Source organism: Schaalia sp. 19OD2882 (assembly GCF_018986735.1).
In the GTDB taxonomy this organism is placed as follows: Bacteria; Actinomycetota; Actinomycetes; order Actinomycetales; family Actinomycetaceae; genus Pauljensenia.
This window is the reverse complement of record NZ_CP065521.1, coordinates 2,274,314-2,287,858: the sequence shown is the minus strand read 5'-3', so window position 1 is coordinate 2,287,858 and position 13,545 is coordinate 2,274,314. Positions and strand designations below refer to the sequence as shown.

The following is a 13,545-nucleotide window of genomic DNA, read 5'->3' as shown; positions in this document are numbered from 1 at the left end:
GACGCCGCCGGCCCCGCCCTCGTCCCCAGTGGAGCGCCCGCCCCACGCAACCCGCAGGGCACGACCAGAAAGGGAGCCCATGTCCGAGCCCGTCTTCCACGCCCCCGACGAATCCTGGCCCGGACCCGGCGCGGAGCCGGAGGAGAACGCCTTTGCCCTGAACGCCGGTGAAACGGTCGGGTCCGAGGGCTCGGCCGAGGGCGAGCGCGTCACCGCCTCCGTCCAACCCGCCCGCGCCGACGAACTCTTCGTGCGCGCCGACGACGAGAAGCTGGTGGGCGTCGAACATGAGGACGCCGAGTACGAGGATGACGCCGCCCCTCGCGAACGCATCCTGCCGGCCCTGAATCTGCAGGTCGACACCTCGGTGCCTCTGGGCGAGGACGAGCCGCTGCCGGCCGGGCGCTTCGCGGATCGCGAGATCTCGTGGATGGCTTTCAACCAGAGGGTGTTGGAACAGTCCGAGGACGAGACCCTGCCGCTGTTGGAGCGCGCGTGGTTCTCGGCGATCTTCAGTTCGAACCTCGACGAGTTCTTCATGGTGCGCGTGGCCGGGCTCAAGCGGCGCATCGCCGCCGGAATCGCCAAGCCCGGAGCTTCCGGGTTGGAGCCGCGCCAGGTCCTGGACGGCATCCAGGCGCGCACACGTGAACTCACCGCGCGTCAGGCTCAAGCCTTCCAGTCCTTCGTTCTGCCCGCCTTGGCAGCCGAAGGCATCCACCTGCGCGCCTGGTCGGAACTGTCCGAGGACCAGCACAGCGTTCTCACCCGGTACTTCCGCAGGCAGATCTTCCCGGTGCTGACCCCTTTGGCGGTCGACCCCTCGCACCCCTTCCCCTACATCTCCGGGCTCTCGTTGAACCTGGCGGTGGTGGTGCGCAATCCGCTGTCCGGCAAGCTCCACTTCGCGCGCGTCAAGGTGCCGCAGTCGCTGCCCCGCCTCATCAACGTGGACGTGGTCGCCACCGGCGGAAATGCGGAGGACTACGTGGCTCGCAAGGGTGGCGCCACCTTCGTCACCTTGGAGGAGGTGGTCCGCGCGCACCTGGAGCACCTCTTCCCGGGTGTCGAAATCGTCCAGGCGCACGCCTTCCGCGTCACCCGCAACGAGGACCTGGAGGTCGAAGAGGACGACGCCGAGAACCTCCTGACCGCCATGGAGGAAGAGCTGCTGCGTCGCAAGTTCGGTCCGGTGGTGCGCATGGAGGTCGAGGACACGGTTTCCTCCTTCGTCCTGGACTTCCTGCTGGAGAAGCTGGAGATCACCCGGGACGACGTGTTCGTCCTTCCTGCGCCGCTGGATCTCACGCTCAACAACGTCCTGCACGACCTGGACATCGCGCACCTGAAGTACCCGGCGTACGTTCCGGTGACTGCGGCGGGTCTGGCCGAGTTCGAATCGGCCAGGGCGGGGGACATCTTCGCCCAGATCCGCCAGCACGACGTGCTGCTGCACCACCCCTACGACTCCTTTGCGACCTCGGTCCAGGCGTTCATCTCCCAGGCGGCTCGCGACCCGAATGTGCTGGCGATGAAGCAGACCCTGTACCGCACCTCCGGCGACTCGCCGATCGTGTCGGCGCTGATCGAGGCGGCACGCTCCGGCAAACAGGTGGTGGCGATCGTCGAGATCAAGGCGCGTTTCGACGAGGAGGCCAACATTGAGTGGGCTCGGAAGTTGGAAAGGGCCGGCGTGCACGTGGTCTACGGCATGGTGGGTCTGAAGACGCATTGCAAGTTGTCCTTGGTGGTGCGCCAGGAGGCCGATGGCCTGCGCCGCTACTGCCACGTGGGTACGGGAAACTACCACCCGAAGACGGCGCGCGGCTACGAGGACTTGGGGTTGCTCACCTGCGACCGTGATGTGGCCCAGGACCTCACCCGATTGTTCAACCAGCTTTCGGGGTATGCGCCGCGGTCGACCTTCCACCGTCTGCTGGTGGCTCCCCTGTCGATCCGTGACGGCTTGATCGAGAGGATCGAGGGCCAGATTGCGCGCAAGAAGGCGGGTCTGGAGGCGTGGGTCGGGATCAAGGTCAACTCCGTCGTGGACGAGAGGGTGATCGATGCGATCTACCGGGCCTCCCAGGCCGGGGTGAAGGTCGACGTCTTGGTGCGCGGGATCTGCGCGATCCGTGGGGGAGTGCCCGGCCTGTCGGAGAATGTGCGGGTGCGGTCGATCCTGGGGCGCTACTTGGAGCATTCGCGGATCTACGCTTTCGGCCCTGTCGGCGAGGAGGAGGTGTGGATCGGGTCGGCTGACCTCATGCACCGCAATTTGGACCGTCGGGTCGAGGCCTTGGTGCGTATCGCCGATCCGCAGCAGGTGGCGTTCCTGGCCGATCTGGTGCGTCGTGGGGTTTCGTCGAGGACGGCCTCGTGGGCGCTGCGCAAGAACGGCCAGTGGCGCCGCAACTCGGTGGCCAAGGACGGGACGCCTTTGGATGACATCCAGACCGACCTCATGGCGGAGGCCTCCTCCCGGGTCATCGGCCGCTGACCTCCAGCCGCCCTCCCCGCCCCTCCCTTTCCCGCGAAATTCGTCGGTCGTTCCGCGAGATTCGTCCTTCAGTGCGTTTTGGACGAGTCTGTAGGAAGGGGCCCAGGCCAGGGCGGCGACGAAGCCCGGTGGCGACGAGGGCGGTGCGCGGGGTCTGATGCTCCCGGTAACCTTGGGACGTGCCTCGAACCCGTCCCGCTCCGATCCCCTCGCGCCTCGTCCGCGCTGCGGGCGCCCTCGTCTGGCGATTTCGCGACCAGACGCGACAGGCATCGGTGGGTGAGCGGATCGACCCCGCCGACATCGAGGTCCTGCTGGTCCACCGACCCCAGTACCACGACTGGTCGTGGCCCAAGGGCAAGGCCGAAGCCAACGAGCCCCTGGTCCAGGCCGCCGTGCGCGAGGTCGAAGAAGAGACCGGCGTGGCCGTGCGCCTCGGGTCGCCGCTGACCACACAGCGCTATCGGTTGGGATCGGGCCAGACCAAGGAAGTCCACTACTGGGTGGGGACGGTCCTACCGGCCTGCCTGGAGGGCGAGGACGGCCCGGGCGCCATCGCCTTGCGTACCCGCCGCCCCGTGACCACGGCCTCCGCACGCGAGATCGACCAGACCCGCTGGGTGGGCACCCGCCGAGCGGACTCCCTGCTCACCCGCCGCGGTGACCGCAGGTTGCTTTCGGAACTGACCACCCGCGCCGCACAGGGGCGCCTGGTCACCTCCACGCTGGCCGTGGTCCGCCACGCGAAGGCCGTCTCCCGCGCGGCGTGGACGGGTGACGAAGACACCCGCCCGCTCACGCGCCTGGGCTCCAGGCAGGCGCTCGACCTGGTCGACCTCCTGTCCGCATTCGGGATCGAACGGGCCGTCTGCTCGCCGTGGCTTCGCTGCACGCGCACCCTCGGCCCGTGGCAACAGCTCTCCGGTGCGCGCGTGGACGTGGCCCCGGAACTCACAGAGGACGCGATGGTCGCCGACACCGCGCCCGCGGTGGCCCTGGTCCACTCGCTGCTGCTCGCCGGGGCGGAGCCGATCGCCCTGTGCGTCCACCGCCCCGGGATTCCGTCGCTGATGGCGCCGCTGCTCGCTCGCACGCCCTCGCCCCTGCGTTTGGCCTACCCGGACGCCTCCCCGTGGCTGTGCACTGCGGAGATGCTGCTGGTGCACGTGGTCCACGGCAATGGAAGGGACGAGGTCGAGGTCGGGTGGGTGGAACGTCACGGGACGAGAACCAAGGACGTGCTGGGCCAGTCTTGAGGCTCACGCGGAAATGGGCCGGCGGTGGCGACGGGGCCCGGAGGCCCCTGCGCCCGACTTCGGGACCGCACAGCGCCATGATCTCGTCACTGGGCGGAGCCGCGAACCGATCCCACCAGTTGTGACCCGTCCGCGGAATGCACGAAGCACGTGATGCTCCTGTCCCCGCGGAGCCAGGAGTTCTTGCTCGGCTTGAACCAGGCGACGTCCATCGTCGAGTCCTCCGGCGCCGTGCCCACGTAGGGCTCGAATGCGGCGTCGCACAGGCGGGTGGCCAGGGTGTCCAGCACTGCGCCTCCGGGGTGGGCGGCTCCGTCGGGAATCAGTGGAACGCTCTGGGCGCCGTCCACCCGCGACTGGGAGGCGGGGGAGTCGGCGGGGTCGGTGCCGACCGGCCCGGAAGGCGCGAGATCGGCAGGGGCCGGCTGGTCCAATTCGATGACCGCGAAGACTTCGCCGTCGTGCGCCGCTTCGCAGCTTCTGCCCTCCAGGGTCAGGGCAGCCGCATTCTCCGGCTGCGAGAAACAGTCGCCGACCTTGAGGGCCAGGGCCGGCGTGATGCCGCAGCCGCTCAGCACCAGGGGCAGGGCCAGACAGCAGGCGGCGACCACGCCCATGACGGGCCCGGGGCGCCGACGGGGCAGGAGAGCCCGGCCTGCGCGGGCGCCCTCGTCACCGACGAGGGCGCCGCACCGCATTGATTCCTCCACTGTCTGTCCGACCGCCTTCGATCAGACGGCGACGAGGGCGTGGATGATGACGAAGATGATCGCCGCAACCGCGGCCGCTGCGGGAAGCGTGAGGAACCAGGCGATGACGATGTTGCCTGCCACGCCCCAGCGCACCGCCGACAGGCGACGGGTCGCCCCCACACCGAGGATCGCGGAGGTGATCGTGTGGGTCGTCGAGATGGGCGCGTGGAAGGCGAAGGCCGACAGGTAAAGGACGCAGGCCGACACGGTTTCGGCAACGAAGCCGCGCGCCGGGTCAAGGTCGATCATCTTGCGGCCGAGGGTCCGCATGATGCGCCATCCGCCGGAGTAGGTGCCCAGGGAGATCGCGCCGGCGGCAGCCAGTTTGACCCACAGGGGAACCGTCATCTCGTTGGTCACCGGGTCGAAGATGTCATGGTGTGCACCGTAGCCGCCTGCGACCAGCGCCATGACGATGACACCCATGGTCTTCTGGGCGTCCTGCAGACCGTGCCCCAAGGCCATGGCGGCCGCCGAGATCGTCTGCGCGATGCGGAAGCGTCGCATGGTCCTGTGGTAGGCGAAGCGCGCGAAGGCGGCCAGCAGCACCTTCATCAGAAGGTAGCTGACGACGAAGCCGATCAGCGGGGACAGGAACATCGGGACGATGACCTGGGCGCCGATGCCTCCCCACAGGACGGTGGTGCCCGACGCCAGGCCCGCACCGACCAGGCCGCCGATTAGGGCGTGCGAGGACGAGGATGGCAGTCCGAACCACCATGTGATGAGGTTCCACGTGACGGCTCCGACCAATGCCGCAAGGACGATGACCAACCCCTCGCGTTGCATGGCCAAGTCGGCTGAGGCGGTGAAGTGGGAGATGTCGATGATCCCCTTGCCGATGGTCTTGGCGACCTCGGTGCCCAAAAGGGCGCCGATGATGTTCATGACGGCGGCCATCAGCAGTGCGACGCGCGGGGTCAGTGCGCGTGTGGACACGGAGGTCGCGATGGCGTTCGCCGCGTCGTGGAAGCCGTTCGTGTAGTCGAATCCCAGTGCGATGACGATGACCAGGACGACGAGGACGAGATTGAGGTCCACCGTCCTCAGGACTCCTTGACCGCGATGGTCTCGACGGTGTTCGCCAAGTTCTCGAAGGCGTCGGCGCAGCGCTCCAGCACCTCGATGACGTCCTTGAGCTTGATGATCGTGATCGGGTCCATGCCGGAGTTGAACAGAGTGGTCAGCGTGTGACGGAAGGCCCGGTCGCCCTCGTTCTCGAGGCGGTTGATCTCGACCCAGTAGTCACGCAGGCCGGCGGGGTCCTTCAGTCCGGGCATTGCGCGCGCCGTCTGTTCGGCGCAGCGGGTCAGGACGTCGACCTGTTCGGTGAGAAGGGTGGCGACATCCTCCGGAATCTGGCCGATGTCGTACAGGACGATGAAGTCCCCGGCTTCGTCGATGAGATCCATGCAGTCGTCCAACTCGGAGGCCAGCAGGCCCAGGTCGGAACGGTCGAAGGGGGTGACGAAGGACTGGTTGATGCGCTGGGTGATCGCGTGGTTGATCTCGTCGCCCTGGTTCTCGACCTCGTGGAGTTGCTTGCGCAGGTCTCCACGCTGGTCCGGTGCTGCTTCGAGGATCGACGCCAGCAGGCCGACGCCGGTGACGAGATGCTGGGCCTGATCGGTGAACATGTCGAAGAAAGAGGATTCTCCGGACTTGCGAATGCGCACGATGGACCTCCAGGTGAGTGTGTCGAGGAGTGTGCAAACAGGTACAGGTTAGGGCAATTCGCGAAGTCCTCACACTCCCCATGGTCCCGTCTTGTCGGGCGGCGCCGTGGGCGGGGTGCCAAGGCCGGTGCGGGCGGGACCGAGGTCGCCCATCTCGGGGCGTTTTGCCGGGAATTCCGTGGGTGTGGCGGACTGATTGGCGAGGGCGGATGTGCGGGTGTGTGCCATGGCGCACATCTGCGGTCAGGACCAACAACCCTCGCGATTGTCATGACGATCGGTCATCATTGATGCGTAGACCACGGGCGCAGGTTGCGCCCAGTTCCACCGAATGCCTCAGGAGGCAAAATGTCCGTGACCGAACAGGATGTGCGTGCGGCCGCTCCGGCGAACGCTCCCGAAGATGTCCTCACCTGGGTTGCCGAGATCGCGGCCCTCACCACCCCGGACGCCATCGAGTTCTCCGACGGCTCCGACGCCGAGTGGGACCGTCTGACCTCGCTCATGGTCGAGCAGGGCGTGTTCACCAAGCTCAACGAGGAAAAGCGCCCCAACTCCTTCCTCGCTCGCTCGCTGCCCTCGGACGTCGCACGCGTCGAGTCGCGCACCTTCATCTGCTCGGAGAAGGAAGAGGACGCCGGCCCGACGAACCACTGGGCGGATCCGGTCGAGATGAAGGCGACCCTCAAGGAGAAGTTCACCGGCTCCATGAAGGGCCGCACCATGTACGTGATCCCCTTCTCCATGGGTCCCCTGGGTGGCCCGATCTCGCAGCTGGGCATCGAGATCACCGACTCCCCCTACGTCGTGTGCAACATGCGCATCATGACCCGTATGGGCAAGGCCGCCATGGACCTCATTGCCGAAGGCAAGCCGTGGGTTCCCGCCGTCCACTCCGTGGGCGCCCCGCTGGAGCCCGGCCAGGCCGACACCACGTGGCCCTGCAACGAGGAGAAGTACATCACCCACTTCCCCGAGACCAACGAGATCTGGTCCTACGGCTCGGGCTACGGCGGCAACGCGCTGCTGGGCAAGAAGTGCTTCGCGCTGCGCATCGCCTCGACCATGGCCAAGCGCGACGGTTGGATGGCCGAGCACATGCTCATCCTGCGTCTGACCCGCGAGTCCACGGGCCAGCAGTTCCACGTGACCGCTGCCTTCCCCTCGGCCTGTGGCAAGACCAACCTGGCCATGCTGCAGCCGACCATCCCCGGCTACAAGGTCGAGACCGTGGGCGACGACATCGCCTGGATGCGTCCTGGCCCCGACGGCCGCCTGTACGCCATCAACCCCGAGGCCGGCTTCTTCGGTGTGGCACCGGGCACCTCCTACGAGACCAACCCGATGGCCATGGAGACCATGAAGGCCAACTCCATCTTCACCAACGTCGCCCTGACCGACGACGGTGACGTGTGGTGGGAAGGCATCGACGGCGAGGTCCCGGCTCACCTCATCGACTGGCACGGCAAGGACTGGACCCCCGAGTCCGGCGAGAAGGCCGCCCACCCGAACAGCCGCTTCACCGTCCCGGCTTCGCAGTGCCCGATCATCTGCCCCGACTGGGAAGCCCCCCAGGGTGTCGCGGTGGACGCGATCCTCTTCGGCGGCCGCCGCGCCACCAACGTGCCGCTGGTTGCCGAGCAGTACGAGGCCGCCCACGGCGTCTTCATCGGCGCTTCGGTCGCTTCTGAGGTCACCGCCGCCGCCACGGACGTCAAGGCAGGTTCGCTGCGCCACGACCCCTTCGCCATGCTGCCCTTCTGCGGCTACCACATGGCCGACTACTGGGGCCACTGGCTGGAGATGCAGGCCGAGCTGGGCGAGAAGTTCCCGAAGGTCTACCAGGTCAACTGGTTCCGCAAGGACGAGAACGGCAAGTTCATGTGGCCGGGTTACGGCGACAACTCGCGCGTCCTGGACTGGATCGTGCGTCGCGCCGCCGGCGAGGTGGACACTGTGGACGGAATCACCGGCCGCTACCCGAAGTTCGAGGACTTCAACCTTGAGGGCCTCGACATCGACGAGACCCTGTGGGCCAAGCTCTTCGAGATCGACCCGGATGCCTGGGCCGCTGAGATGGACGACACCGAGGAGTACTTCGCCCAGTTCGGCGACAAGCTGCCTGCCGCCATCACCGAGCAGCTGGCGAAGTTCCGCGAGCGTATCGCTGCGGCGCGCGCCTGAAGCACGGCCTTGCGGCGGTGCCCGCCCTGGCGGCGGGCACTGCGCATGAGGTGAGCCGACTCCCGGAGCGGGGGTGGGGGACATGTCCTCCACCCCCGCTCCGCCCATTTGTCGGCAGGAAGGCTACGGTGGGCGGTGCCCTTCGCCCTCCTCCGACCACCGAAAGAAGGACCATGCCCCTGAAGACCCTGATGCCCCTGGTCCCTGCGGCTCCCGCAGGCCGGCTGGCCGCCCTCGCCCTGCCCGTGGCCATTTCCTTGGCGGGCTGCTCACTGCAGGTCGGAATGGGGATCAGCGCAGACGGACTCGCCGACCTCAAGGTGGACATCGGCATTGACAGGGATCTCATCGACGGGCCGGGACCCACCTGCCAGCAGGTCATTGACGGCACGGTCGGCGAATGGTTGCCCACCGGCACCCTTGAGGTCGCCGAGGTCGAGGACTCCTCCCAACTGCGCTGCACGGCCTCGGGAAAGGTGAACCTGGTCGAGGCGAAATGGGACGGCCAGTCCGGGCGCCCTCGGTGGAGCGCTGACGTCGCCAAAGGTGACTACACGCTGATCCTGCCCTTTTCGGAGGGGCTCGCGGACGACGGGTTGGACGCCTCGGCGCTGACTGCAGCAGGGGTGGAGGCAGATGTCCGCATTGGTGTCACCATGCCCGCCCCGATCCTGCGTGCGAGTGCCGGCCGGGTGGAGGGCGCCACGGTTCACCTGGAGGGAGTGGACACCTTGGTCCAGGACGTGGAGATCTCCACTGCGGAGGGTTCGTCGACCGGACGTACATGGATGTTCCTGGGAGCCGGGCTGGGGGTCTGCGCGCTGTTGGGGGCGTTGGCGTGGGTCCTGTGGCGAGGCGGCACCAGCCGGGCGGCTGCGTCTGGCAGGGGGCGAGGGCGGGCCGGCGAGTAGGTCCGTGACCTACCGGTGAACCCGGCGTGACCTGGCCCGGGCCTCGCCTGTGACCGCCTGCGCCCGTGCCCGCCGGCACCCGGGACTGCTCAAGATGCGGTGGTCGGCCCCTGTCCGTGGGGTGCTGTCCGTGGGGCGAAATGCCCGGTGGGAGACGCGGCGGCGGGCTCGGAATCAGCCGCATCCGGATTTGAGAGTTGCAAATTCTTCTCAAAGGCGACAAGATCAATCCAAGAAATTGTATTGAGGGGCGTTCTCGCAGATTGATGGTTACTTGAAAGCAAAGTGCATGGTTGCATGATTGGCGAGTAATGCATAGGGTCGCTCGGGTGCCTAAGTCGACTGTGCCCGAAGGCCGTGACAGCCGCTGGTCGACTCGCGGAAAGAACCTGCCCACACAGTGCTGCAAGGAAGGAAGAAGTATGTGGCCCAGATTGGATGAAGAGGCGCCATGGCGCAAGATCGGAGCCCTGTTGCTCACCCTGGCATTGGCTCTGACCATGGTCGGGGCCTACACAGTCCAGGCTGCACGGGCCGCAGACGATGTCAACATCAGTCTCAATGTCGTCAAGCTGGTGAAGTCCGACTTCGACGGGAACGTCGAAAAGGATGAGCAGCTGGTCCAGTGGAACGTGGCCAAGCTGGTCGTCAACTGGGACGCCTCCACGGCGGCCATCGGCAATGGCGCGTCGTTCAGGATCGGGTTGCCCGACCCCTTCAACTTCCGCGGCTATCCGCGTACGGACAAGATGACCACCCGCGACGCCGGTGGCGTGGACCGTGTGGTCGGCGAGTGCGTCACCCTGAGGTCCGAGATGGTCTGCACCTTCAACCAGGAGGGTGAGAACCTCTACAACGCGGGCTTCCGCAACTTCACGGGCACCAACTCGATGCTGCTGACCGCGGTCAAGAACCACGCCGGTGAGACCGCGAAGTTCAACCTCAACGGCAAGCTCGTCGACGTCGACCTGCCCGGCACCGGTGGTATCGCCCTCGAGAAGTGGGGACCCGTCACCCTGGTGAAGTGGATCAACAATGTCCTGACCAAGGACACCGTGGACAACACGTGGGTCATCAAGTTCGGTACCGACTACATGCGTGACAACGTCAAGCCCGCGGGCACCATCAAAACCGATGGCTCCGTCTCGACCCTGGTCCTGCACGACGTCATGGCGCCCGGACAGAAGTTCAATCCGGCCCGCGCGGGCGATGCGAAGCTGCGGATCGCGGGACGGCAGGACAACCCACAGGACTACCAGCAGATCTGGAGCCTTGAGAACGGCACCCAGGTGCCCGGGTGGAACGTCGAACTGATCGAGAATTCGCCGACCGACATTGACGTGAAGATCACAGGTCCCTTCCCGCCCTCGGCGAACATGGATCTGACCCTTCCGGTGAAGTTCGACGAGGCCGCCAAACCCGGCGTCGTCTACTCGAACACCATCTCCGCTGAAGGCCTGGACAAGACCGTGACGTCGACCTCCTATTACGTGGACACGGTGGAGATCACCGTGAACATGGAGCCCGGCTACGGCACCTTCAAGGTCCAGAAGTTCATCGAGGGTGACGGCGCGGCGAAGGTCGACGCGAATGCGAAGTTCCCTGTGAAGGTCGACTTCATGCTGCCCTACCACTACAACACGTACAACCCCGTGTGGCAGCCGCCGGCAGGTTTCACGATGGATGCCGATGGCATCCACGGCCACGGCACCTTCATGGTCCAGGCAGGAAAGTCGGTCTACTTCGATCCGAACGTGACCATTCCTTTGGGTACCGAGGTCACCTTGTCCGAGGATCCGAATGGCGTGAGCCCGGCCGCGCCGGTGACCTGGGGAACCCCGGTCTTTGACAAGAAGACCTTCACCATCGCCGACCAGAAGGTCACGGCGGTCAAGCTGACCAACAAGGCGACCAAGGTTGCCGCCGTGCGTGTGGGCGACCACGTGTGGGAGGACGCCGGCACCTCCGGCACCGTGGACCACGTCCAGGGTGAGGGCGACAAGCCGATCCCGAATGTGAAGCTGTCCATTTCGCGCAGCGACGGTGCTCCGGTGAACAATGCGGACGGTTCGGCCCGCGCGGAGCTGACCACCACCACCGACGCCTCCGGCAAGTACCTCTTCGACAATCTGCAGGTCCTGCCTGCCGGTACGCACTATGTGGTGACCATCGACAAGACGACGGTTCCGGCCGGACTGGAGCCGGTGAAGGACAAGCAGGGTGGCGACCGGGCGAAGGATTCCGAGGCTGAGGCCGGAAAGGCCGAGTCGAGCGATCTGACGGCGGACGGTGCCGAGGACCTCACGCTGGACTTCGGGTTCAAGAAGGCCGGCAAGCCGGGGATCGACATCGAGAAGTATGACGGCACCTGGGAGGGTGTGAAGTTCGATGCTGCCGGCAAGCCGGATCTGACGGGTGGTCAGCCGACGAACCAGCCCGCGGGTGACCGTGACTCCGCCGACCAGGCATTGACCGTGGAGCGTGGAGCGCCGACCAATGTCACCTTCACGGTGACCAACACCGGCGAGGTCGAGCTCAACAAGCTGGTGGTCACTGACGCCACCGACGCAGGGGCCGCGCTGACCGACATCGTGTGCAAGGTCGGCGGGAAGGAGTATCCCGGCGACGGCATCGACCCGACGATCGTCTTGACGCCGCAGGCGTCCTTCCAGTGCTCGGGCACGCTTCCGACGATCACCGAGGCGCACCAGGACACTGCCACCGTGTCGGCCACTCCTGTTGCCGGCGGTCAGCCGCTGACCGACTCCGACACCTGGCACGCGCTGCCCCCCAAGGCGAAGGTCGCTGTGGGCGATTACGTGTGGGAGGACGTCAACGGTGATGGCGTGCAGGATGGGTCCGATGTGCCGATCAAGGACGTGGAGCTGAAGGTTTCGCGTTCCGATGGGTTGCCTGTGCGCAACTTCGACGGCACGGATGCTTCTGTGACGACGAAGACCGATGACCAGGGTCATTACCTCTTCGAGGGTCTGGAGGTTCTTCCTGCGGGCGTGCATTACGTGGTGACGGTGACGGCTCCGCAGGGATTCGTGCCGACCAAGGACGGCCAGGGCGGTCGCGACAAGGATTCCTCCGCCGTGGCCGGCAAGGCCGAGTCGACGGATCTGACCCAGGACGGGGCCGAGGACCTGACTCTCGACTTCGGGTACGTCAAGGCCAAGCCGGGCATTGACGTGGAGAAGTACTCGGGTTCGCTTGCCACGGGCGACGCGGACACCGTGCAGTCGGCGGTGCCGGTGGGTGCCGCTGAGGCGACCGCGGTGACCTTCGATGTGGTGAACACGTCGAATGAGGATCTGGTGAAGCTGACCTTCGCCGACGTCGCCACCGACGGTCCGTCGCTGGTGGACCTGTCGTGCACGCTTGACGGCGTCACCGTCAAGGCCGTCGACGGTGTGGTCACCTTCGATCCCGCGTCGGTGCTCAAGGTCGGCCAGAAGTACACGTGCAGCGCGAACCTGGCGGCCATGGGCACGGACATGACTCACGCGGACCGTGTGACCGTGGGCGGTGTGGGTGTCTCTTCGGGTGAACCCGTCACCGATGGTGACGAGTGGCATGCGAAGACCCCGCGCGGCAAGGTCACGGTGGGTGACTACGTGTGGTTCGACGAGAACGGCAATGGCATCCAGGATGCGGGTGAGCCGGGTATCGAAGGTGTGGAGTTGTCCATCACCGATGATGCGGGCAATCCCGTGGTCGATGTCGAGGGCAACCCGGTGGGCCCGGTGCTCACTGACGGCAACGGCTACTACGAGTTCTCGAAGTTGCCGGTGGGCAAGAAGTACACGGTGACGGTGACCAAGGGTCCTGACGGGTACGAGCCGACCAAGGCCGGTGCGGGCGATCGCGATCGGGACTCGTCCACGGGCAAGGAGACTTCCGTCCTGCTGCCCAAGGACGGCGACAAGGACATGACGCTGGACTTCGGTTTCGTCAAGAAGTCCGTGCCGCCGGTTGCTCCGCCTGCCAAGGAGTCCAAGCTGCCGGTGACCGGTTCCGCCACGGGAGTGATCCTGGCTGTTGCCGGCGTGGCGCTGGTGGGTGGCGGCATCGCCTTGGCGCTTCGTCGCCGCAACCGCAAGTGACGCCCTCGCTCGGCAGGTCACGGGCCGGTGAGTCGGCCCGTGACCTGCCGGTGAGCCTGGCGCTGTGACGTGGCCCGGACCCCCACACGGGGGTCCGGGCCACACCCGTGTCCGCCCACGCCCAGGACTGCTCAAGATGCCGAAACAGCCGCTTCCC

Annotated in this window: 8 protein-coding genes; 5 read left to right on the top strand and 3 right to left on the bottom strand. The window is 66.4% G+C overall.

Features of this window, described 5'->3' with window-relative positions; genetic code table 11:
- Window positions 1-79: 79 nt before the first annotated feature.
- On the top strand, window positions 80-2,500 hold the full coding sequence (locus tag I6B53_RS09930) for an RNA degradosome polyphosphate kinase (RefSeq protein ID WP_253953865.1): 2,421 nt from the start codon (window positions 80-82) through the stop codon (window positions 2,498-2,500).
- 179 nt (window positions 2,501-2,679) lie between these two features.
- On the top strand, window positions 2,680-3,756 hold the full coding sequence (locus I6B53_RS09925) for an NUDIX hydrolase (RefSeq protein ID WP_216764064.1): 1,077 nt from the start codon (window positions 2,680-2,682) through the stop codon (window positions 3,754-3,756).
- Window positions 3,757-3,842: 86 nt separating this feature from the next.
- Here the strand turns inward: I6B53_RS09925 and I6B53_RS09920 are convergent, their stop codons facing one another.
- From I6B53_RS09920 to I6B53_RS09910, 3 genes are read right to left on the bottom strand one after another with little or no spacing between them, the layout of a single operon-like run.
- Window positions 3,843-4,466 (bottom strand): septum formation family protein, encoded by a 624-nt coding sequence (locus tag I6B53_RS09920; RefSeq protein WP_216764063.1) that lies wholly within the window; start codon window positions 4,464-4,466, stop codon window positions 3,843-3,845.
- 21 nt (window positions 4,467-4,487) lie between these two features.
- Window positions 4,488-5,549: an inorganic phosphate transporter gene (locus I6B53_RS09915; RefSeq protein ID WP_216764062.1), complete on the bottom strand. Its 1,062-nt coding sequence runs from the start codon at window positions 5,547-5,549 to the stop codon at window positions 4,488-4,490.
- Window positions 5,550-5,554: 5 nt separating this feature from the next.
- Window positions 5,555-6,184: a DUF47 domain-containing protein gene (locus I6B53_RS09910; protein ID WP_216764061.1), complete on the bottom strand. Its 630-nt coding sequence runs from the start codon at window positions 6,182-6,184 to the stop codon at window positions 5,555-5,557.
- Between the two features lie 348 nt (window positions 6,185-6,532).
- Here I6B53_RS09910 and I6B53_RS09905 point away from each other — a divergent pair, with 348 nt between their 5' ends.
- The 3 genes from I6B53_RS09905 (at window position 6,533) to I6B53_RS09895 (ending at window position 13,388) form a co-directional block, all read left to right on the top strand.
- A complete protein-coding gene (locus I6B53_RS09905; RefSeq protein ID WP_216764060.1) occupies window positions 6,533-8,368 on the top strand; it encodes a phosphoenolpyruvate carboxykinase (GTP) in 1,836 nt (611 codons plus the stop codon).
- Between the two features lie 173 nt (window positions 8,369-8,541).
- Window positions 8,542-9,279 carry a hypothetical protein gene (locus tag I6B53_RS09900; protein WP_216764059.1) on the top strand — a complete coding sequence of 246 codons (738 nt, stop codon included), beginning with the start codon at window positions 8,542-8,544 and terminating at the stop codon, window positions 9,277-9,279.
- Window positions 9,280-9,701: 422 nt separating this feature from the next.
- Window positions 9,702-13,388, top strand: a complete 3,687-nt coding sequence (locus tag I6B53_RS09895) for an SdrD B-like domain-containing protein (protein ID WP_216764058.1) — start codon at window positions 9,702-9,704, stop codon at window positions 13,386-13,388.
- Window positions 13,389-13,545 lie beyond the last annotated feature (157 nt).